The organism is Pollutimonas subterranea (assembly GCF_002849655.1).
Taxonomy (GTDB): domain Bacteria; phylum Pseudomonadota; class Gammaproteobacteria; order Burkholderiales; family Burkholderiaceae_B; genus Pollutimonas; species Pollutimonas subterranea.
The window spans coordinates 1-23,020 of record NZ_PDNW01000030.1; the positions used below are offsets into that span (position 1 = coordinate 1).

The 23,020-nt window shown below is 55.6% G+C and carries 15 protein-coding genes; 12 read left to right on the forward strand and 3 right to left on the reverse strand.

What is annotated here, in order from left to right:
* Positions 1 to 99: 99 nt before the first annotated feature.
* Positions 100 to 1,086 carry a plasmid replication initiator TrfA gene (trfA, locus tag CR159_RS20305; RefSeq protein WP_158238574.1) on the reverse strand — a complete coding sequence of 329 codons (987 nt, stop codon included), beginning with the start codon at positions 1,084 to 1,086 and terminating at the stop codon, positions 100 to 102.
* 903 nt (positions 1,087 to 1,989) lie between these two features.
* Between trfA and CR159_RS20310 the strand changes: the two genes are divergently transcribed.
* The 5 genes from CR159_RS20310 (at position 1,990) to CR159_RS20335 (ending at position 13,119) form a co-directional block, all read left to right on the forward strand.
* Positions 1,990 to 2,280 (forward strand): nucleotidyltransferase family protein, encoded by a 291-nt coding sequence (locus CR159_RS20310; RefSeq protein WP_102075769.1) that lies wholly within the window; start codon positions 1,990 to 1,992, stop codon positions 2,278 to 2,280.
* Positions 2,281 to 3,046: 766 nt separating this feature from the next.
* Complete coding sequence (locus CR159_RS20320; RefSeq protein ID WP_102075771.1) at positions 3,047 to 5,962, forward strand: ATP-dependent helicase; 2,916 nt, start codon at positions 3,047 to 3,049, stop codon at positions 5,960 to 5,962.
* A gap of 3 nt (positions 5,963 to 5,965) precedes the next feature.
* A complete protein-coding gene (locus CR159_RS20325) occupies positions 5,966 to 7,795 on the forward strand; it encodes a site-specific DNA-methyltransferase (protein ID WP_102075772.1) in 1,830 nt (609 codons plus the stop codon).
* Complete coding sequence (locus tag CR159_RS20330) at positions 7,785 to 10,490, forward strand: TnsA endonuclease N-terminal domain-containing protein (protein WP_102075773.1); 2,706 nt, start codon at positions 7,785 to 7,787, stop codon at positions 10,488 to 10,490. Before CR159_RS20325 ends, CR159_RS20330 begins: the two co-directional genes overlap by 11 nt.
* 739 nt (positions 10,491 to 11,229) lie before the next feature.
* The gene (locus tag CR159_RS20335) at positions 11,230 to 13,119 is read left to right on the forward strand and encodes a tyrosine-type recombinase/integrase (protein ID WP_158238575.1); all 1,890 of its coding nucleotides are present in this window, start codon (positions 11,230 to 11,232) and stop codon (positions 13,117 to 13,119) included.
* Positions 13,120 to 13,199: 80 nt separating this feature from the next.
* Here the strand turns inward: CR159_RS20335 and CR159_RS20340 are convergent, their stop codons facing one another.
* Both CR159_RS20340 and CR159_RS20345 read right to left on the reverse strand, forming a co-directional pair.
* Positions 13,200 to 13,688: a ParB N-terminal domain-containing protein gene (locus CR159_RS20340; RefSeq protein ID WP_158238576.1), complete on the reverse strand. Its 489-nt coding sequence runs from the start codon at positions 13,686 to 13,688 to the stop codon at positions 13,200 to 13,202.
* A 70-nt stretch (positions 13,689 to 13,758) separates the two neighbouring features.
* Positions 13,759 to 15,159, reverse strand: coding sequence for a tyrosine-type recombinase/integrase (locus CR159_RS20345; protein ID WP_102075776.1), 1,401 nt, complete (start codon positions 15,157 to 15,159; stop codon positions 13,759 to 13,761).
* A gap of 461 nt (positions 15,160 to 15,620) precedes the next feature.
* On the opposite strand from CR159_RS20345, the gene CR159_RS20350 reads away from it, so the two are divergent.
* From CR159_RS20350 to CR159_RS20385, 7 genes are all read left to right on the forward strand, one after another.
* A complete protein-coding gene (locus CR159_RS20350) occupies positions 15,621 to 16,934 on the forward strand; it encodes a tyrosine-type recombinase/integrase (RefSeq protein ID WP_102075782.1) in 1,314 nt (437 codons plus the stop codon).
* A 47-nt stretch (positions 16,935 to 16,981) separates the two neighbouring features.
* On the forward strand, positions 16,982 to 17,674 hold the full coding sequence (locus tag CR159_RS20355; RefSeq protein WP_143705492.1) for a hypothetical protein: 693 nt from the start codon (positions 16,982 to 16,984) through the stop codon (positions 17,672 to 17,674).
* A 116-nt stretch (positions 17,675 to 17,790) separates the two neighbouring features.
* Positions 17,791 to 19,008 (forward strand): hypothetical protein, encoded by a 1,218-nt coding sequence (locus CR159_RS20360; RefSeq protein WP_102075778.1) that lies wholly within the window; start codon positions 17,791 to 17,793, stop codon positions 19,006 to 19,008.
* Between the two features lie 352 nt (positions 19,009 to 19,360).
* Positions 19,361 to 19,849 (forward strand): hypothetical protein, encoded by a 489-nt coding sequence (locus CR159_RS20370; RefSeq protein WP_102075779.1) that lies wholly within the window; start codon positions 19,361 to 19,363, stop codon positions 19,847 to 19,849.
* 14 nt (positions 19,850 to 19,863) lie between these two features.
* Positions 19,864 to 20,211, forward strand: coding sequence for a hypothetical protein (locus CR159_RS20375; protein ID WP_233208432.1), 348 nt, complete (start codon positions 19,864 to 19,866; stop codon positions 20,209 to 20,211).
* A complete protein-coding gene (locus CR159_RS20380) occupies positions 20,211 to 20,396 on the forward strand; it encodes a hypothetical protein (RefSeq protein WP_102075780.1) in 186 nt (61 codons plus the stop codon). The genes CR159_RS20375 and CR159_RS20380 overlap by 1 nt, the downstream gene beginning before the upstream one ends.
* Positions 20,397 to 20,448: 52 nt before the next feature.
* Positions 20,449 to 22,689: an AAA family ATPase gene (locus CR159_RS20385; RefSeq protein WP_102075781.1), complete on the forward strand. Its 2,241-nt coding sequence runs from the start codon at positions 20,449 to 20,451 to the stop codon at positions 22,687 to 22,689.
* Positions 22,690 to 23,020: the final 331 nt, after the last annotated feature.

Sequence of the window (23,020 nt, forward strand, 5' to 3'; positions counted from 1 at the left end):
AGATGTTCAGTGGTACGATTTGGCATAGGCAATCCCGTTTGGTTGTGGCGTCGAATACCAGTAACCATAAGCCTTTGGCACGGGATTGCCTACCCGTTTCTACAACAATAATGAAATTTCCGGGCTAGCAATCCGACAGTCAGTCGGAATATCCTCGCCCTCGAGCGCGAGCAGAGCGTTTTTTAGTCGTCGTCGAAACTCGCGCAATTCACAGATCGAGCCGCTGTACTGGTGTAGGGCGGCTACAGCCAGTTTGAAGGGACCAGCATGAGTGCTGTAATAGCCTGTCAGCCATGAGCTCAGTCCAGAGCGCTCATGGAGGGCTGTGTCGCTGATCGCACTCCAATCGCTGGGGCCGAATAGGTTGGCCATAGAGTCCAGGACCCGGAAAGCGACTGTATCGCTCCCTCGTAATAACGGTGCAGGGGTGTCTCTGCCAAGGTAGCCGTCATCGAATGCGACGTCAATTAACCTGGGCATGGGGACGTCTTGGCGCTTGACCCGAATACGAAGATGGGCCGCGTTCAGGCGAATCAGGCTTTCCCGCATGGCTTTGTGGACGTTAGCGCCATAGGAAACCTTTAGGTCCTGTGCAAGCTGCCAGAGCGATACTTTTACCCATGGATGCTCCGCACTTGATGACAGTGGCCGATCATCGCGGTAATAGTTCAAGCATGCGGCGAACATGCGACGATCGTAGTTCCACAGCTGCACGCCGGTCATGGTAATAACCGTGTCGCCCTGCGTGGCTATGGTCTCATCGACAAGTACTTCTCTTGCTGAGCATACGGAGAAAAGCGCGGACCGTAGAAACAGGTTTGGCAACCCGACGGCGGCCTCTCGCCATGACGGCAAATAAACGTCCTGCCCGCGCCGTACCGACCGGCGCCGACGCGCCTCATTGATTTCCGCGGTCGAAGCATTCGAGGCCAGTTCCAACACCGGGTCAACTTGTGCTTTGCGTAGCTGACTCCGGGCCACGGACTCCAGTGTTGCGGCCGCAGCCAATGTTAGATGATGGGTCAAGCCGCCAACACGGTCTGCCGCTCTTCGGGTGGCTGCCGCTTGCGAGCGTAAATCCAACACTTTTTTAGGCGTTCCTTGTTTAGTCACGTTTGGCTATCTCTGTTCTTTGTTATTTCCGGACTTGCTGAACGTAAGCGCTCAACAAGCCGCGCAGCACACTTGCCGCGGTAGTCTGCTGAGTGGCACATACCGAGGCGAATTCATCTCGTAGGGGTGCGGGGATCCACGCCTTAAGCTGTACCGTGGCCTCCCGATGCCTGTCGCGCTTTTGAAAGTCAAAATTTTCCATACCGAGCTACCTGCCTTAAAGTGGATACCCAAAAGTATAGGAAGAGGGGGCAGCGATAAGGCAAAAATTCGCTTAGGATCATTGAGGCAACTTCCATGGGGCCTGACCTTGACACACGCTTTGCTTGACGTCGAAACACGTTTAACTTGACTTCGCAACACGGTCTACTTGACCTCGACACACGCCAAACGAGCTTTCTGTGAAAATAGTGCTTGTGTAGCAGGGTGTATGTGACGGGTATCCACGCCGTAATCTACTAATCTTTTAATCTGTGTAGTCGGCTTGCGTAGCGACGCTAACGCCCTGGCGTGCAATTGCTTTCGGTCTGAGTTGGCGGCCGGATGGCTTACACGCGTTGTTTTTTGCCTGGGTAGTGCTTACGCCTTGTTTGACCGAACCGCATATATACGGCGTTTTGTGTATTTCGCACCCAGGGTCGGCGGTATCGGAAGTGATGTGGTGATCCTGCTGGACCGCCAACGACTATGGCCAGATCCTGCAAGTCCCTCTGACAGCGACAGTGCCAAGCGCTCCGTTTTAAGGGTAGTATCCCGATTTCATAGTGTTTCGTGTGCCTTAGTGGGCTGATGCCTTCTTTACGTACAACGCATTCGCTGGTTCTTCTTGGGCGACGTGGCGTTACCGCGGAGCCGGATTTTGTTGCGGGAGCGCGTATGAAGCCCTCGGAAGCCTTGGCCTTGCATCGTTCCGCAATTCGGCACGTGGTTGAATCTCACCGCGCTTGCAATGTACGAGTATTTGGCTCCGTGTTACGCGGCCAGGACACGGATAGCAGCGACTTAGACCTCTTAATCGACCCCACACCCGCGATGACACTATTTGACATCGGTGCTATTCGGCATGAACTGAGCAAGTTGCTCGGTGTGCCGGTTGACGTGCTGACACCCAACGCTTTGCCTGACAAGGTAAGGGTCAAGATTCTGGCAGAAGCGCGCCCAGTATGATCCGGAGGCGAAAAACGCAAAAAACATCTGCTCTCAAAGTCCCCGGCACCTAAATACCTTACCTTTTTGAATGATGGTTGCTCGAGCACTGTTGATGAGGTCGCCTCTACTAGATGCGAATCATATTCGCACCCAGGGCCGGCGGCTTCGGGAGTGACGTGGTGACAGTGTCAGCCGCCAACGGTTGGACTGGAGACGGCCCGATCGACAATGCCGGGTCGGCGAGGCATTGTGTTTGTACTATTGATCGTCCTGAGTGCCAGCAGGATGAGTGCCGCCAACCGTGCAGATTTCTCAAAAGAAATAACGGCTTCTAGCGAGGTCCCGTCGATCCGTAATCAGCTATTGATCGGTAAGCCGATCTTGGACAAGGCTTTTCGGACCTATGCAATGGCACCTTTCACTAGGTTGCCAATTCTTTGGCGACTGATGCCACGTACAGCCGCCTCCGGTCTGAGCAAGCCAAGCGACGCCCTTGCGGCTCCCCTGGGTGCGAATCCAACTCAGAGTCTCCAAGCTGTACCGACATTTGCTGACGTTTCGTATCGTTAACGCTGAGTGACAAGGCCGTGGCTTAGTAGCGATTTTCTGTCTCGGCGTAAAACCCTGGCCCGGCGATTGTGTTGCTAAATTCCTCAAAATTGTCGAAACTTAAGTGAATATGACAAACATGCGCGGGCAGGGATTGATCGATGAGTCGAATTGCAAAGATCCAGTATTGTGGGGAGCACGGTGACAATGGCGGATCTATGGGGTACTGCGGAGCATGACCATCGCCACGAGTGCTCTCCAAGGCAACGCTAATCCACAACAGCTACAAGCTATTCTCGCCACTGAAGGCCCGGTCCTCATTATCGCAGGCCCGGGCTCGGGCAAGACTTTCACCCTGGTCGAGCGCATCGTATATCTGATTACGCAAAAAGGCGTTGCGCCCGAATCGCTGTTCGTCGTTACGTTCACCGACAAGGCCGCGCGCGAGCTGACGACGCGCATCTCCAACCGGCTGGCCAATCTCGATATTCAATTCAACCTGAACGAGATGTATCTGGGCACTTTCCATTCCATCTGCCTGCGCCTGCTGGAAGATTTTCGGGAGTTCACTCGTCTCAAGCGCAGCTTCACGCTATTCGATCAGTTCGATCAACAGTACTTTTTGTACCAGCGCATCAAGGAATTCCGCTCACTGCCGGATGCGCAGCTTGTCATGGGCGAAGACCAGTCGGGGCGTTGGAAGCAGTCAGAGAATCTGCTCAAGTGGCTCAACAAAGTCGGCGAAGAAGCTCTTGACGTTGCTGCGTTGGTGGCAGCTCCTGACCCCGAAATTCGTGCACTTGCCGCCTGTTTCGTTAAATATCAAGAGCTTCTTCTGGAGCATAACTCTCTCGACTTTTCGGGTATCCAGTATGAGGCGTTGCAACTGCTACAGACGCACCCCGAAGTTCTGGCACAGCTCCGTGAGAGGCTCACCTACCTAATGGTGGATGAGTACCAGGACACCAACACTATTCAGGAGCGCATTCTTTTGCTGCTTTCGGGCGAACGTTGCAATCTATGTGTGGTGGGTGACGACGATCAGGGCTTGTACCGTTTTCGCGGTGCCACCATCCGGAACATTCTCGAGTTTCCCGCGCTGTTCGCCGAAGGCCGGTGCAAACAGGTCAAGCTTACCGTCAACTACCGCTCGCACCCGGACATCATCCGCTTCTACAACGAGTGGATGAAGGAGCAGGCCTGGGGTGATGGCACGCGCGTCTTCCGTTTTGCCAAGCAGATCGTCCCGCGCGAGGATGATTTCCCTGAGGTACCTGCTGTGTTACGTCTAGCGGCAGCCGACGATCAGGCTGATACAGCCAATTGGCATGTCGAAGTGCTGGCTTTTCTCAACGGCTTGAGGGCATCGGGGCAGTTGTCGGACTGGAACCAGGTAGCCTTTCTTTTTCGTTCGGTCAAGAATGAGAGGGTAGTGTCGCTGGCACGCTTCCTGGAAGTCGAGGGTGTGCCTGTATTTTCGCCCCGCTCGAACATGTTTTTCGAGCGCGAGGAGATCCGCCTAATGATCGGCGCCCTGATCTTCCTCTTCCCGCAGTTCCCCAAAGTGCGGGAGTGGGCTGCAGGCGTGACGCTACCCATCTGGGATTACTACGATCACCAGTGCTTCAAGTCGTTTGCCGACGAGCTGCGCAAGCCCGAAAATAAGGCAATGTTGGATTGGGCTCGGCCGCTGGCCAAGCGCCACGCCGTGCTGACGCAGAATACTGATTACGCCTTCTCCGGCTTGTTTTATCAGTTACTCCAGTTTCCACTGTTTTCGCGTTTCCTTTCCGAGGACGCGGTGCTCGGCCTGGATAAAGGCCGAGCGGCGCGCAACTTGGCCACCCTTTCCAAGCTGCTCACCAAGTTTGAGTATCTACATTTCGTCAGTGTCTTGAACCCGCAGTGGTTGGAAAAGAACATCCGCGATCTGTTCAACCAGTTTCTGCGCTTTCTGGTCGAGGGTGGTATTGGTGAATACGAGGATGAGGCTGAATATGCGCCTAAGGGGTGCGTGTCCTATCTTACCATTCACCAGTCCAAGGGGCTGGAGTTTCCGGTGGTGCTGTGCGGCTCGTTGGAAGCCGTACCGCGTAAGCAGCACAGTGCGCTGGATGTGTTGCTGGAAGAGGGTGGCTACCTTTCCAAGCCGACCTTCGAGCCGCTGGAGCACATAAAGAATTTTGACTTTTGGCGGCTGTTCTACACCGCTTTCTCGAGAGCGCAGAACCTGTTGGTATTGGCCGCACAGGAGCGCCATGGGAAAGGGCTTGGTAAGTCGCCGTCCAAATATTTCGAGCGGATGTTCTACGAGCTGCCCAGCTGGCGTGACGCTGATTTTTCAGCACTGAGCTTCGAGGCGATCAAGAAAATCAGCCTCAAGCGAGAATATTCCTTCACCTCGCACATCACGGTGTTCGAAAACTGTGCCGAGCAATACCGTTTCTTCAAGGAGCTGGAGTTCGCTCCTATTCGTGAAAGCCCGATGCTGTTCGGCACGCTGGTACACCAGACCATCGAGGATATTCACAAAACGGTGCTGCGTGGTGGGGAGCGCACCTTGAACCGCGATGCCATCGAAAGCTGGTTCTCTGCCAACTATGCGATGCTGTCGAAGAAAGAGCGAGTCTATCTCGCGCCGTCATCGCAACAGGCAGCGCTGGGGCACGTGCTGCGCTACTATGAGCGCGAAAATGGAAACTGGGATCGCATAAAGGAAGCCGAAGTCGAGATTTCGCTCATTAAGGATCAGTACATCCTGCGGGGCAATGTTGACTTGATCCGGGGCGAGCAGGGCACGGTGGAAATTATTGATTTCAAGTCGGAAAAGAAACCTGACATGGAGAAAGACCGCGACCGCCTCCGTCAGTACCAGCATCAGCTGGAGGTGTATGCGCATCTGGTCGAAGAGCGCACTGGTCAGAAGGTCAGCCGGATGCACCTATACTACACCGGCGAAGATGCAGGTAACCCGTATGTATCATTTAGCAAGGACGATCGGGCAATCGGCAAGACTGTTGCGCGTTTTGACGACATCGTCGCGCGCATCGAGCGGCAGGACTACAGCGTAGCGTCGCGCCCGGCAAAGCTATGCCAGAACTGCGATATGCGGGCCTATTGCGACAATAAAAACTGGAAGTTTAGAGAGTAGATTATGAGTGACGGTTTGAATGAGCAGTTGAATCTGGCTGTTGCGGAAGTCAGCCCGAAATACCTTGATTCGGTAGAGAAATACGAGTTCGAACCCATTAAGGGCTATCCGATGCTGAACTGGCGCGGCAAACGTCCATTCACGTCCACCCAGTATTACCCGGCACAGTTGAAGGAAGTCCACGGCGAAGAAGTGGACGGCTGGAGGAATAAGATTTTCTGGGGGGATAACCTTCAGGTGATGAGCCATTTGTTGAAGAAGTTCAGGGGGGAGGTGGATCTTATTTATATCGATCCGCCGTTTGATTCGAAGGCGGATTACAAGAAGACCGTTGAGATAAAGGGAAATCAAGCAGAAACCAGCGCAACAAGCTTTGAAGAAAAGCAATACAGTGACATCTGGACCAACGATGAATATCTACAGTTTATGTACGAGCGTTTGGTAATGGCGCGTGAGTTTCTATCTCCAAGTGGGGCCCTATACCTGCACTGTGACCCCCGTAAGTCTCCCCATTTGCGACTTATTCTTGATGAAGTATTTGGCAGCCAGAACTTCAGAAACGAAATCATTTGGCACTACAAGTTCCGAATGATGGACAGTGACAATCAATTCAACCGGAAGCACGATAATATTTTTTTCTATGCGAGGTCTCCAGAAACCAGAATCAAGATGCCCAAAGAGGCGTGGGTTAAAGAAGATCTGATTAAGACAAGAAAGCAAGAGATCCACATCGGTGATGATGGCCGAGAGATGATCTGGATGCCTGGGCAAAAAGGCAACTCCAAAAGTCGAATGGTTCCTCTCGATGAAATCCTAGCAAGAGGTAAAGCAGTCGACGACGTTTGGGATATGCCTATCATCAGTAGCAGTGCGAAAGAACGAACCGGCTATCCGACACAGAAGCCAGAGGCTCTGATTGAGAGAATAATCGCAGCATCCTCGCCTGCCGGAGGGCTCGTACTAGATTTTTTCATGGGCTCCGGTACTACGCAAGCCGTCGCAATGAAGCTCGGCCGCCGATTCATTGGTGCAGACATTAATCTGGGTGCAATCCAGACTACGGCAAAGCGGCTGATCGGAATCGCCGAAGACCTACGGCAGAAGCCGCTGGGCGATAAGACCAAACCGTTCACCGGCTTCGAAGTCTACAACGTCAACCACTACGACATCTTCCGCAATCCTGTCCAGGCGAAGGAACTGCTTATCGAAGCTCTGGAAATCCAGAAATTGGAGTTCAGCACCATATTCGACGGTGAGAAGGACGGTCGCATGGTCAAGATCATGCCCGTCAATCGCATCGCCACGTGCGCCGACTTGAACGAGCTGATCGCGGGCTTCGACTACAAGGCCTGGGAGCGCAAGCAGAACGAAAGCCCGAAGCGCCCAGTCGAAAAGATTACCCTCGTCTGCATGGGCCACGAGTCAGATCTGGCCGCTCAGCTGGTGCTGGCCGCCAAGCCCTTCAACATCCACGTGGAAGTGGTGGACATTCTGCGCGATAAGGCTGATCTGGAATTCAGGCGAGATTCGCAGGCCAAGGTCGCCATCAAGAACGGCGAGCTGGTTATCGAGCGTTTCTACCCGATGAACCTGCTGCAAAAATTATCGCTTCAGAAAGAATCCGTCGAAGATTGGAAGGAACTGGTCGAGTCGGTGCTGATCGACTGGAACTATGACGGCGCGGTACTGCAACCGACCGTGGTGGATATTCCAGGCAAGAACGAGCTGGTCAAGGGGGAGTACTTGGTGCCGTGCGATGCAGGCACCATCCGCGTGAAGATCATGGATCTGCTGTCGGAATCTTGGGAAGGGAGCATCAGCCATGGCGACTAAGCGCGCGGCCAGCAAAGTGGCCAGCAGCACCAGCGCATCGTTGAATTTTGCCTTTTTTCGTTTTCTTTGGCAGTTCTATCAGGACAATCGGGGGGCGATTCGGCAGAACTATAAAGAGCTGACCCGCAAGTTCCTCGACTTCAACAATCCGGAGAAAAGCCCTACTGCCTTCCTGCGTCAGCCACAGTTCGAGGCGCTGGAAACCTATGTTTTCTTGAAAGAGTTTTTCGGCAATGCCAAGGTCGAGGAAATCTTCAAGGCTTGGTACGAGCGCAGCGGCAAGTTCGAGGGGCGCAGGTTTGGCTCTTTTCTCGGTACCGCCGGGCAGGAGATGTTCTCGTTCGGGGAAAGTGACGAGCTGGAACTGAGCTCGTACAAGCTGCTGTTCGAGAAGATGCGCAAGAACTCGCGCGCCTACCCGAACTACATCTTCGCGCTGACGATGGGCACCGGCAAAACCATCCTGATGGCGACTTGCGTTTTTTACGAGTTCCTGCTGGCCAATAAGTTTCCAAAGGATGAGCGCTACTGCCACAATGCCCTGGTGTTCGCGCCGGACAAGACCGTGCTGCAATCGTTGAAGGAGATCGAATCCTTCGACCTCACGCGCGTGGTGCCACCGGAATACGTCAACTTCCTGACCATGCACCTGCGCTTCCACTACCTCGAAGAAGCAGGCACCTCGCTCGATACGCTGGATAGGTCGCGCTTCAACATCGTCGTTTCCAATACCCAGAAGATCATCCTCAAGCGCAAGCACAAGGAAAAAACCTCTGTCGACAGGCTGTTCGGCGCGACGGGAGCAACGCTTACGGCCACCGGCGTTTATGCCGATGCCGCCGACCTCTATAACTTCGACCAGCCCGAAGAAGAAGGCGAGCTCACCAGCAACCAACGCTTCGAGAAACTGCGTCGCTTGGAACAGCTCGGCATCTTTGTGGACGAGGCCCACCACGCCTTCGGTAAGGCGCTGGCCAAGGACATGGGGGTGGGCGCGAAGGAAACCGACACTAGCCTGCGCACCACTATCGACATCTTGGCGGCCAGCCTGAACGCGGCGGGTACGCGCGTGGTGGCCTGCTACAACTACACCGGCACGCCCTACGTTGGGTGCGAAGTGCTGCCCGAGGTGGTCTACGCCTACGGCCTGAAGGAAGCCATCGACAAGGGTTATCTGAAGAACGTGGATCTGCGCGGCTATGCCAACACCCGCAACGATGAGTTTGTCGATATCGCAGTCGAGACCTTTCTCAAAGAAGTGGGCGAGTTGCGCCCGGAAGGCTTGCTGCCCAAGCTGGCTTTCTTCGCGACCACCGTCGACGAGTTGATGGGGGAGTTAAAACCCGCGGTTGAGCGTGCGCTTCTCAAGTACGGCATTCCAACGTCGCGGATTCTGATCAACGTAGGCGATAGCAAAATCACTACCAACGACGACATCCGCGAGTTCAACCGGCTGGATACTGAAGGCTCGGAGAAGCAGTTCATCCTGTTGGTCAATAAGGGGCGAGAAGGCTGGAACTGTCGTTCTCTGTTCGGCGTGGGCTTATTTCGCGAACCGAAGTCCAAAATTTTTGTCCTGCAGGCGACTATGCGTTGCCTGCGAGCTATCGGTGAGGCGCAACACACCGGCTACGTCTTTCTTTCGGATGGCAACCTCGAGATACTCAACAATGAGTTGCAGCAGAACTTCCGCATTAGCGTCGACGAGTTGCAAAAAACTGGCAAGAACAAGGAGCGCGTGGAAATCCGCGTGGTGGAACCGCCGGTCAAGATCAAGCTGGTGCGCGTGCGCAAGCTCTACCAGATGCGTGAAAAGGCCCTGGTGCCCGGCCAACCGCTGGGGCTAGCCCGTACCGACCAGGAAAGCTGGAAGACGCTGGTCGAGAAATACCGGCTGATCGAAACGCGGCAAGAGGGCTTGACCGTTGCTGCTGCCGCCCGAGCCTCTAGTAGTCGAACTTTCGACCTGACTTCGCGGCGTGAGAAGCGTGCCTTCTCGCGACTTTCGTTGGTGGCCGAGGTATCTCGCTATCTGAACCGAAGCCCACTGGAGGTCGAAGAACTACTCGACGCTACGAAGGAAGGCACTGATGAACTGGTGGCCATCACCAACGAGTTCAACGAGTTGCTCTACGACGAGATTATCCCTCGCCTGTTCCGTTTGTTGTTTGATCTTGACGAGTACGAGAAGAAGGACGAGTACGAGGTCGATCTGATCAAGCTGCCCGCCAACGGCTACTACGAGGTGTCGGCGGCAAAAGACAAGATCGTTCGGATGGGCGACATGCAGATCAAGGATGAGGAGCGCGCGAAGAGCTTCCACCTTGATACCTACTGTTTTGATTCCGGCTCTGAAAGCTGGCTGTTCTGGGACCTGCTGCGTGAACAGCGTGTGAGGAAGATCTACTTTACCGGAATGTTGACTCACGGCCAATCCGACTTCTTCGTCCAGTATATTGACCCCGATTCGCGTACCGTGCGCAGCTACTATCCCGACTTCATCTTCCAGCGTGAAGAGCCTGACGGTAACCTGAAGTATGTCATTGTCGAGGTGAAGGCCGACAACCAGATCGAGGATGCCGTGGTGCAGGCGAAGAAGGAATTCGCCCAGCAGATGGCAGTAGCAAGCGGGATGGAGTACCGCCTTCTCAAGTCGTCGGATGCGGACAAGCGGAATTTCCGGATGTTGTTATAGGTCAGCTTGTCAGCAAGGTGCTAGAGGGATCGCTGAATCGAGCCAGGGATCGCGTAGGTTGTTTGATTAAAGTAAAGCGGGCTCCACAGCGTCGGCTGCAAGTTGTCGATAGTAACGTTCATCGGCTTCGGCCGGCGCGACATCCCCGACCGACACCAGCAGGCGCTGGTGATTGAACCAGGACACCATTCCAGGAAGGCCAACTCCACAGCCGCCTTGCTCTTACAGGGCGCCCCAGGTGGCCCTACAGCTGCCAACAGCGACTGGTACTCGCCGCGATGCTCCCGCACCAATCGCACCGCACGCTCGATGAGCACTGAGGTATCTGCTCGGCTTCCTTTCTTAACCTGCGCACGTGGAGCCGTATCAAGCGCAGCTCTTATAAATAATTTCATGGACTATCAATTAATTCACGTATGCGTCCATGAACGCGCTATACCTTTTGCCATCCGGCGATTTATTAACCCGGCAGGTGACGCGGAGGAAAGAGAGAACGTAAAGGTATAAATAACGAATCTGAATGGGTGGTCGTTTTCACCACACCTATACGTCGGTTATCTATATGTATGTATAAACAATAGGTTAGACTTACTGTCGTTTTCAATAACGATAAGAACCAATGACACAATCCCTTGCTTGGTACGGTCTCAGGTCACCATATTCTTACACGGTCAAAGGCACCATCACGCCTTGGTCTTGTATTCCAGTTGCGTCACCTCCGCAGCTCGGAGAAAACGAATTGGAAACCACCTATTCGCAATTGCAAGAAGCTCATAGAGACCGCCTCAACACCGAAAAAGGCGAAGTGTCCGAACAGGTTCTACGTAACCACACCTCGGTGCTGAAGTCTTTCTTAGTGTTCTGCAACAAGACGATGGAAAACCGCGTTGGGCGTGAATTCACCTTCGACTTCATCAAGCAGGTCAGTGCCTATGGGGAACTCGCTGGCACCCACAATAGAAAGACTGCCGCCGACAAGGTGAGCATTCTGCGAGCATGGAAGAAAACGGTCGACTTGGCGACCAGAGTGGCGAAGCTCAAACCCGTCGCCGGGCCATCCTTGTTCCATAAGGAGCTGCGCGCGGCTATTGCTATGAGCGGCCAAACGACGCCGGACATCACGAAAGCCATTCATACTGCGCCGCTAACTATCCAAGGGTGGCTGAACGGTGAATTTCCTTTTAAGAGAGGTCTGCCGGCGCTGCGTCGCCTGGAAGCTCATTTGGGCTTAGAGCGTGGTCATCTTGAAAGCAAACTCGAATATCCCCGCAAGGACTTGAACGTCACCATACAGCAGTCGGGAGACAAGTACATGGAGCGGATGCGGGCCAATCGTCAGGACCCGTTTTATTTGAAAAGTGGTGCGTTCACGCCGGAGCTGACCGCAGAGTGGTTTGCCCTAATGCGCTATAAGACAGCCGAACATACGGTGGGACTGCGACGCACTGCTCGCGGTGTTTGGAGAGCGCTTCCTATTGATAAGGTCGGTGCCGACCTTGGCTCGAATAAGCTTTGCCATCCAGCACCTGGCCTTGCGTGCCCCAGCGCGGAGCGAAACCTTCTCACCGTTCGGTCTTATCTCGGGTTTCTAGCTAAGTCCAGAAGCGAGAATGTCGCCACATCGGGTCTCGGGCTTCCCGATGACCACGTGCAGACGCTCGGGATGCTTGTCATTCCCGAATTTGTGAACGCTTTCTTTGAATTTATGAAGGCGCGGTCTGGAAATATCGTGCATAACGGCCACAATAATGTGGCGGGAGCGATTTGCAATCTCACGAGGCCGGACGATGGCTATCTCTGGCAGCAGCCTGCGTTCCTGGCGAAAGTCGAAACTTATGCTAAAGGGCGTTCGTGGCGCGAACTGTGTGATGAAACGTACCGGCTTTGCAAGTCATGGCAGCAGGCAAGTCTAGGAAAAAAATCACGTGACCCTAGGGCACCGTTGCTAACCTTACTGAGCCTGGCTGATCCGCTCGGACCGTTCAAGAACGCCATCAAGAAATTGGACATGGCGGCCGCTAGATGCGCCCCGGGCTCGGCATTCCAGGCCACGTACAAGCGAGACGCACTGCTGCTCGCCCTTGCGCTGTCGAATCCGTTGCGACACCGTACGTTGACCATCACAAAGTACGTGGCACCCGGAGTCGTGTCCGAGTATGAGACGAACCTTTTCCAGACTGAGAAAGGGAGTTGGCGCCTCCAGTTTTTCAGTGGTGATTTCAAGAACGACCGCTCCAAACAGATTGAGTATGACGCACCCTTGCCGCAGGCCCTAAGCAAGCGTATTGAGGAATACCTTGCCGAGTATCGGCCGGTGCTGGTGCGGCGCAATCCCACAGCTCCGTGGGTCTTCCCGAACCTACACGGGAACAAGCATAAGGATGTCGGCCAGCTTATTGCGACCATTGCTCAGAATTACATCCCGGAAGTGGGCCGACTACGGATGCACGCACTTCGACACATCGTAGCCACCGATTTTCTCAACCGTAATCCCGGTCAGTACACCGTCATCGCCAGCCTGCTGCATGACAATTTGGAGACGGTGCTCAAGCATTATGCACACCGAAAGGTTGAGAGCGCCTTCAAGGCACATGAGGAGCATCTGAAGGGATTTTTCGACGGGATTTAATTGGGGCGAGGCGGCTTGAAAATGAACGCCTAGCCCGCTCGCTCGCGAGTGGGTTGAGGTGCCGCTAATGGTCAACAGCGCTAGACCAGCCGGGCTCCTCGGGCCAGCATGAACATGTGCACATCGGTAAATTCACCGACGAATACGTCGACCTCTACCACCTGGAGCGCTTGGAGATGGCGCCAGCGTCGCTCGCCCTGCACGATCTGAAACCGCTCGGCGGTATCAGGACTGATACGCACCACGATCGCCTCGGGCTGGGCTCTTGGCGCGTCCTGCGGATGCCCCTGTGCCTCGGGCGCTTCGTCCGGTGGCGCAGGGCTACGCGCCCACGGGTTGGGATCGATGCTCGAGAGTAAGACGGTGCGCTGATTCTGGGCGTCCTTTTGCAGCTCCTCCACTTTGGCTCTGGCATGGGCATACGCGCCCATCGCACCGGGGCCCGTTTTTGGCATGTCCTCAGGCATCAGTGTGGAGCGCTCTTTCCTGACGGGTGTGTAGTTGCTCGAGCCCAGATTTTTGGTCTGTTCCTTGATACGATCACGCAGGTTTCTCTTTTTGGAGGTCATGGTGCATTCCTTTGGGTGGTGGTGGGTGAGGTAGAACGTTTGCTTTTTGATGTCAGTCGTCCTTGCGGCATCACGCGACGCGCCGCGCAAAGTTGACCCGCACGACGTTGTCATGGGCCCGGCGCGCGGCGGATGTCTCGGGGGAGGCCGCAGAAGTAATCTCCACCAAGGGGCGACCCTCGGGCAGGGCGACTGAGGCGGGCGCAACCGGCGCAGTGACATCGGTGGTTTTTGCACCCAGCAGGCTGCACTGGTAGCCCGCAGGCATCTGCTCAACACCCAACGTGCCCCCGTGCATCAGGTGCACGACGTGATCGGCCGTCAGGTTCACGTAGCGCATGGCCATCTTGGTGGTCTTATGGCCCGTGATAAGCTTGATGACGGGCATGTTGCCGTTGTACTGCAGCGCGTAGCGGGTGGCCGACGTATGACGCAGGTCATGCAGCTGGACGTCCGGTACGCCCGCCGCCAGTCGTGCGACCGACCACGCTTTTTTGATCGCCTCATACGAGGTCGGAAAAATCGGTGCCTGGGGCGCGCAGCTTGCCTGGCGCTGTGCCAGCTGCTCGAGCACCAGGATGGCGTCTGGACTGAGCGGCACATCGCGCTTACCGGTCTTGCCATCGCCCAGCTGCAGCACCCGGCGCGACCAGTTCACGTCGCCCCAGCACGCATAGGTCAACGGCTCGCACGAGCGCATCGCCGTCTCGAGCATCAGACACAGTAGCGGTATCACATACGGGTTGTCGTAGGCCGCCAGCGCGGCCGATACCCTTTCCCACTCGGCGTTGGTCAGTACCCGCGTGCGCGCGTTGTCCACGGGTGGCGCCTTCACGGGACTGGCCGGATTGACGGCCGGTCGACTCCACTGCCAGGTCTTGCGCGCGTAGCTAAAAAGGCGTCGCAATTCGGCGCGCTCGTGATCAATGGTGGCCGCGCCGTAGCCGTCGGCGATCATGGCATCGATGAGCTGCTGCACATCGATCGGGCGCACGTCGGCCATGCGGGTGCGTGCCAGTCGATCGCGCACCTGGTTCGTGCGTGCGGTGCGCGCCGCTTGCGCGTGGCGGTGTGCCGTGAGGCTCGGCACGATGCGTTGTTCGCCGGGCGGCTGAAACGACACGACCCAGTGGCAGCCGGCGTTCTGACCGATCTCGTAATTATGGGGACGTGCCACGCGGGCGAGCGGCAAGCCGCTGGCGCGCAGGTAGCGATTGATGCGGTTCACATCAGTTTTGGCCCCCTTCAGCGCGGGCAGGCGCTGTCGCGCGTAGTCTGAGAACGCCATGGCGAGCGTCGTCGCATGGGGGCCCAGGCCTGCCGTTTTGCCGCTTTGCTCCAGTTCAGCGACGATCGCCGCTTGGGCCTTGCGCGCGGCCGCCTCAGAGGGGTAGCCCCCGCGATAAATGTCTTGGCCCTGGGTGCGCAGGCGAAACGCCCAGCCGCAGCCTTCAATAAAGGGCTTAGCCATGGTGTGGCGCCTGGCTTGGGTGCGCGGTCAGGCGCAGGGTGACGGTAGGGTAAGGCATCACAACTCCATATCGATGAAGTTGCGTATAGCTTTAAGCGGCCCCCCATGAGGCGAGAATCAGGCGAAATTCTCCGCCGTCAGGCGTGGATGCGCCCCGTTGGTCACCGCTCGCTTTTCGCCACGAGTGACAGAAAAGTGACAGAAAAAGCAAAAAGCCCAGCGAATGGCTGGGCTAAGTGCTTGATCTGTTTGGTGGCCTGGGGCGGAATCGAACCACCGACACAAGGATTTTTAATCCTCAAAATATGGTGTTTTTCAACGTTGATTAAAATTCATAGAAAAGAGCTAAACACAATAAACATGCGGCATTCGAGAGGAGTACATAAATCCTTGTGTTGATTGATATTGTTTGATATTCTACCTTTTGGGGTACATAGGGGGTACATGAGGGGTACATGGATATGTCAAACATCAAACTAACACCGGGGCGCATTGCGTCGTTTACTTGTCCGGCAGGTAAGCAACAGGCTTTCATGCGCGACACAGAGCAGCCCGGCCTAGGTGTGCGCGTAACTGCTGCTGGCACCAAGTCATACATATTTCAAGGCAAGCTGGCCGGGCAAGTCATTCGCATAACGATTGGCGACCTGCAAACATGGAGCGTGACCGCCGCCCGAGATAAGGCCGCCGAGCTACGGATGCAAATTAGGGCAGGCCGTGACCCGAGAGAGGTAAAACAGGAAGTTACCGCCGCCGATGTAGCCAAGCGTGAGCATAGTAAGCGCAAGACTGCGACAGTGGCCGATGCGTGGGACGCCTACCTAAAGGAGCGCCGCCCCCATTGGAGCGCATTACATTACCGCGACCATGTAGCCCTAGCGCAAGTCGGAGGCGAGACACGCAAGCGCCTAAAGGAAGAAATTAAAACGATTGCAGGGCCGCTGGCCGAGTTTATGCCGCTGCGCCTGAGCGACGTTACCCCCGAGCTAATGCAGGAATGGGCAAAAAGGGAAACGCCCAAACGCCCCGCCCGTGTTCGCTTGGCAATTCGCTTGTTCAAAGCCTTTCTGCGCTGGTGTTCCAATGAAAAGGCGTACCGCGATGCGACCGACCCGACCGCAGCCAGTGCAAAGAAAGTGCGCGATACCGTAGGCGCTTCAAAGCCAAAGAATGACCACCTGCAAAAAGAGCAATTAGTCGTGTGGTTTGAGCATGTGCAGAAAATACCGAACCCAACGATTAGCGCGTATCTGCAATGCCTGCTGCTGACCGGCGCAAGGCGTGAGGAATTGCTAACGCTGCAATGGGAGGATGTTAATTTTCAATGGCGTGGTATCAGTATGCGCGACAAGATAGAAGGCACCCGCCAAGTGCCGTTAACACCCTATGTAATGCACCTGATGGCCGGACTACCAAGGCGCAACGGATGGGTATTTTCCAGCCCTACAAGCAAATCAGGACGCCTTGCCGAGCCGAGCATAGCCCACCGCCGCGCCTGTGCTGCTGCTGGCTTGGATGGCCTTACCTTACATGGCCTGCGCCGTTCATTTGCGAGCTTGTGCGAGTGGCTAGACATTCCCGGCGGCATAAGTGCCCAGATACAAGGCCATGCCCCGCAAGGCGTGCGAGAGCAGAACTATATACGCCGCCCATTGGATTTATTGCGGGTACACCATGACAAAATCGAGGGCTGGCTATTGATGCAGGCAAAGATACAGTTTGACGCCGAAGCCGCACCGGGCAGTTTCCGTGTTGTTGGAGGTACGGCAGCGTGACGGTATGGGCTTAGAGACTACAGGGTAATAAAAAGAGAGGGGAGGAAATGTATAAATTAACTAGAGAGCGCCGCCGGGAAACCTGCGTACATGAGGCAGCGCACGCTGTTATGTTTTCAATAGGTGGGGCATACGTTTATCGGCTGGCAGTAGCGCCCGAAGGCAGCGAAGATTGGACGATAGAGGGCCGCAAGGGTGGCACCTTAACTGACTTATGGGGCGTGTGTTCATCGTCCGATGCGTTCACCGCGACTATGTTTATGCAATGGGATGATGACGATTGTTATTACAAGGCAGATAAGAGCGCGTTTGCTAGTTTTTATCCTACCGACAGGCACCGCCAGTTTGCCCTGCGAGAGTTGCGCGCCCATGTATGCGCGACATTGGCCGGGCCGATAGCCAGCCAGATACATGAAGGCGAGGAACACATATACGTAGACGAGGGCGAATATAGCCGAACGGATGACATTACAAAAGCGCAAGGCATGGCCCGCCTGCTGTATTGGCGTAACGAATACGATTATCTAGCCGAACTAACAGAGCAGACATTGCGCCGCCCCGATGTATGGGCAATGGTTCTGTGCTTGGCTGATGAGCTAGAGCGTATAGGCGATATGGACGACGAGCAGTTATCCGGTTTCTTGCCCGGAGAAGTACCAAACTGGCCGCCTTCGCCAAGGGCAAAACCGATACACATAGAAGCCCTGCGTATAGCGCCATTAGAAACTACCGCCGCCTGACGGTATCGGGCAAAAGTTTACGCCAGCGTCTACTGCGACGGTAGGAAAAGCCGGATACCTTCACCGGCCTGACGCTGGCACCTTATTTATTGAAGGTGTGCAATTGAAGGGCACACATGCAAGAAATACTGTTTCACCCCGAGTTAGTAGAGCGCGAGCATGGAAGCAACCTACTGTATGTGCCTGACCTGGTGGCATGGCTTAAATCGAAGCAGTTGCACCTGCGAACAGAGCCGCCATTTGCAGGGTTTGAGTTTGTACAGGTAGAAGCCCTGTTATCTGCTATTGAAAGACCGTTTCATTCCCTGACTGATGAACAGGCATTGGCGCTAGTTGCCAACGACGACAGGATAAAGGCCGATGAGCGCCTTACTAGTGCCCCCGGATGGGTGTTAGCTTCAAACGCACATTCGGCATGGCGTAAAACTTTAGATACTGCAATATCGGCAGGCGAACTCGTGTTACTCGACTTTGCATCAAAGATGCCAGTTAAGGGGCAGGTAACGCCCGCTGAGGATGCGCCGACTGTGTTTTACGTACCGATGTTCGAGCGTTTGATGCCAAAGACAGAATGGCGAGGGGGGCGAACGACTGACACAGATATTTTGACGCTGGCCGAAGCAGCAAGCATGGCAACCAAACACGCAGGCACAGAGGTTACCCAGAACGATATTCTGCGGGCCGGTAGTAGAGGCGAAATTCCGCTACGTGCCATTATCCGCCGCACGGCGAAAACGGAGCCTTGCCGCGCAAATGATGGGCAATTAAACGACGGAAAACCGGCACCGGCTGGTGCCATTCCGACCTTGCCATTATCCGCGTGCCAAGCGTTAGCTAATGCGGGTATAGCAAGCTGGCGCACGTTTGACCATTACGAAATGCGCGACGACACTATGTACCGATATAGCCGCTGGCAATTGACCGCTGACGAGCCTGATTTTGTCACCGTGCTTGATGATTGCCGCGTGATTGGCTATGACGCTCACGCATTGGCTGATGCTTTTATCAATGTGCCAGCACAAGATGATGCTGTAGAGCTTGCCCCTGTGACTGGCGACGGGCAACAAACTGGAATCAGCCACAAGCTAAAGAATCGCACGCACCTAATGAGTGCTGAGATACAAGAGGCGAGAGGCCGCGCCGTGAATCGTGACGACCCAAATAGTGTATGGGCCGAATTGATAAAGATGGCCGAAAATAAGCAGGGTTTGCTTATTGGGCAGTCGTCGGATGGACTGCAATATAAGGGCAGGACACACCAAGATACTGGCGTCCCTGATGTGCTTACGCTGAACGCGTTAAGGGACAGAATGAGGCGCGATAAGAAGCGGTAAAACGCGGTAAGACGCGATAGCCCGCGCATGTATCGGACATAAGCAGGATGGGGTAAAGAATCCATATCACCGTAATTCTACAGAGGTGATAAACGATGAATACCCACCAACAGCCATTGCACGCGGTACATCTACCGCAAGCCGATACGCTGGCACCGCAACCGTTCCCAAAGCTACAGGCAGTTAATAGCCCGGCAGTAGATACCGCCGCTGCTGCGTACTATTTGAACCGCCGCCCCCAAACGCTGCGTACATGGGCATGTTTCGAGAATGGCCCCATTCGCCCGCTGCGTATCAATGGCCGCCTTGCATGGCGTGTTTGCGACATCAAAGCATTGATGGGGGTTTAAGCATGACTACCATCAAACACCCAACCCAAAACGCCCGCCAGGTATACCGGCACCCCGACCAAGGCCGCATAACCTTTGATGCCGACGCCCTGCGCTTGACCATTGCAGCCAACGGACGCACAGCCAGCATTGATATTGGCCCTGTTTGCTTGATTGAACTGGGACAGGCACTTATCGAGCTTGGCAAGAAAAGCCATTACGCCGCAACAATTCCCGCTGGTGAAGCCTACGAAGCAGTAATGGAGATTTACACCGCCGACACCTTGGAACAGGCAGAGCAGGCATTGGCCCTGCGCCTTGCTGCTGCGTTTTCCCTTGGCAATACAGACGCCGCCGCTGGCGCTGTGGCTGGTGTACTCATTCACGACTTGGCACGCGGCATGGCTGCAATGCCTTTTGTGGGCAGCGCACCGGGGGCGCTGGTGTATGACGCCGCCGACGATATTACCGAAGCGCATAGCCGGGCATATAACGCCCGCGTGCCATTCTAAGGGGAGGCCAAGCCATGACAAAAGAAAACGCCCCCGCAACGAATCACGAGAGCGCCCCAAGCAAGCGCAATTTTACCACCCCCCGTAAATTCCAAGGCACTGAAAACCCCCGGCACCTTCGCGCCCTGCAAGCCTTGTTGACGCGACCATTGCCCCGTGAAACGCTGGATGCCGTAGCGGGATGCAGCAACGGGCCGGAACTGATAGCAGAGCTTCGCCGCCGTGGGCTTGAGCTTCCGTGTGAGCGTATCAATTTTATCGACCGTGATGGCAGGCCATGCAGACCCGGCGTGTATTCGCCAACGCCTACCGACCGCCAGCGTATCTATCGCTGGATGGCGCAACGCGGGAGGGCTGCGTAATGGCCGAAGCAAAGAGCATTGCCGAAGTCACCGCCGCCTATACCCGTTATCTGGAAATCACAGGCGACCCGAATGCCGCCGCTGTACTGGCGCTGGCAGAAATCAATAACGAACGTGGAAAGGACGTTACGAGCGCCCTGTGCTGCATTAGCGACCGCCTGGAAGATATAGGGGGCGCACTATGACCGCCCTAGTAATTCTCTTTCATATTTTGAACTGGTTCAGGGGGCGCAAGTAATGGACATTAGACCGACCCCAGACACCGCCGCAATGGTAAGCGCCTTGAACGTGCTGTTTGAGCCTACCGACATAATCGAACTTCGCGCCTTCGCCAAAGGACGTAAGCGCACCGACGCCGGGTACTTTGATGCAGACCACCGCGAGGAATTGGCAGCACACGCCGCCCGCTTGAACAATACCGGCGCTGCTGTGTATATCACCTTGAACAGTATCGACCCGCAGCTATTGGGCCGGTACTGCAACCGGGTACAGGAATTTGCCGACGCCACCGCGACCGACGCCAACGTAACCCGTAGGCGCTGGCTGCTGGTGGATTTAGACCCGAAGCGCCCGAAGAACACCGCCGCGACTAATGAGCAGGTAGCCAAGGCAAAGGCGCTGGCAAGCGAGATATACGCCTTCCTGCGTGAATCGGGCTGGCCTTCGCCTATCGTGGCCGAGAGCGGTAACGGGTTTCATTTGTTGTTTCGTTTGGATATGGCAAACGACGACGCCGCCCGCGAGTTGATAAAGGGGGCGCTTATCGGGCTGGCTGCAATGTTTGATACCGCCGATGTGCAGATAGATACGGCTGTGTTCAACGCTGGCCGCATAACGAAGCTGTACGGCACCGTAGCGACCAAGGGCGACCATACCGAGCTTGCACCGTGGCGCTTGTCGCAACTGGTGAAAGTGCCTGCGCGTGAGGCTGTGGTAACGCCTGAGCAGTTGCAAGCCTTGCATGTGGTGAAGCAGCCAGGACAGCAGCCGACGCACGCAAGCCAGCCGTACACAGGCCGGTTCAGCTTGCCGGACTTCCTAAACCGCCTAGGCATTGATTATGAGCATGACCGGCACGACGGACGCGACCGCTATAAGTTGGAGCATTGCCCGTTCAATGCCGAACACGGCAAAGGCGAGGCCGCCATATTCCAGAACGCTAACGGCGCACTGGGTTTCAAGTGCCAGCACAATACATGCGCCGGGCATGGCTGGCAGGATGTGCGGGCTTTACTGGATGGCCCGAAGGAAACGCGCCAGCCGCCCGCTATGGACTTCACAGGGCTGACGGCAGGCAAAGGGCAGGGCAGCGCACCGCAGGCCGATACGCCGCGCTTTAACCTTGCCGAACGCACCGCCGCCCGCCTGTTCAAAGGCACGCCCCCGGCGCAACAATGGCTAGTCGAGGGCATATACCCGCTTGGCAAGGTGGCGCTATTGGCAAGCCCGCCCGGAGTAGGGAAATCGTTTCTTGCTTTGGACTTGGCACGCAAGGCCGCAGGCAGGTATAGCAGCGATTTTCCCGCCGTATCCTTTGGCGGCATTGTGCGGGGGTACGGACGCACAATCTACGTTAGCGCCGAGGATGACGAGCCGGAGCTACACCGCCGCCTGTATTCCCTGATGGCAGGCGATGCGATGCCCGACCGCCTGCACGTATTGAGCTTGCCCGATGTGGGGCACTTTGGCGTAATCGAGACTGACCCGCATACGCGCGACCTGCGCCCCACCGCAGCATGGCTGGCACTGACCGAGGAAATACGCGAGCTTGCCGATGTTCGCTTAATCGTGCTGGATACCTTGCAAGCTTTAAGTACAGGCGACACGAACGACGCCGCCGCCGTTCAACCGCTGATGAATCAATGTTCACAGCTTGCCGCAGCCACCGGTGCAACAGTGCTGTTATTGCACCATGTAGCCAAGGGCAGCACCAAGGAGATTAAAACGGCACTGGATGCCGCCGAAGCAATCAGGGGTAGCGGAGGTATTACCGGCAGCGCACGCACCGCCTACGTGCTGTGGCCGCCTAGTGATGGGGGGCGCAAGATATGCGAAACCCTGAATGAACCGTACACCGAGGGCGCTATAGCAATCGGGCTGGTGGCAAAGGCAAACGGAGCCGCCCGGCGTGACCGTTCGTTTTTCCTGCGTGATAGTACAGGGCTGCTGCGTGATGTGACACAGCGTTATCAGTCACTAATAGGCGATGATGCGGAAAGCCTGCAAGCTGAGCTGCTGGCAGCTATTGGCAGCGCATGGCAACAGGGCGCACCGTTTGCCGCCAGTCACGGCACTAACGGATTGCATACCCGGCGCTTTGAGTTGCCTGAGCCTTTCCACGATAAGCCGCGCCCGTGGTTTGATGAGCAGATAGGCGCAATGTTCACCGCCAAGCAGATTAAGCGAGCGAAGCAGGGCAGGGGCTTTAATCTGGCACCATTTGAAGCAGTGGAGACACCCGAAGAATTGGCAGCATAGGGGCAAAGTTAAGTGCCAAGAAAAGTTAAGTGCCGCACTTAACGCGACTGGCACTTAACCCCTGACGCCTGTAACGCCTTTGTTTATGCGGGTTTCAAGGAAAAAAGTTAAGTGCCAAAAAAGTTAAGTGCCAACAAGCCGCACTTAAGAAAAGCCCTTATAAATCAATGAGTTACGTTAAGTGCGGTAAGTGCCCCCTAAAGGGAATGGCACTTACTTAGGCCGCTGCGGGCGCCCGTAGCGAATGATGTCGTCGCGCGCGAGGTCACGCGGCTTCTTCAGCCATGGGTAGGATTTTGGCCTTCGTTTTCGCTGTCGCGGCTCGATGCGG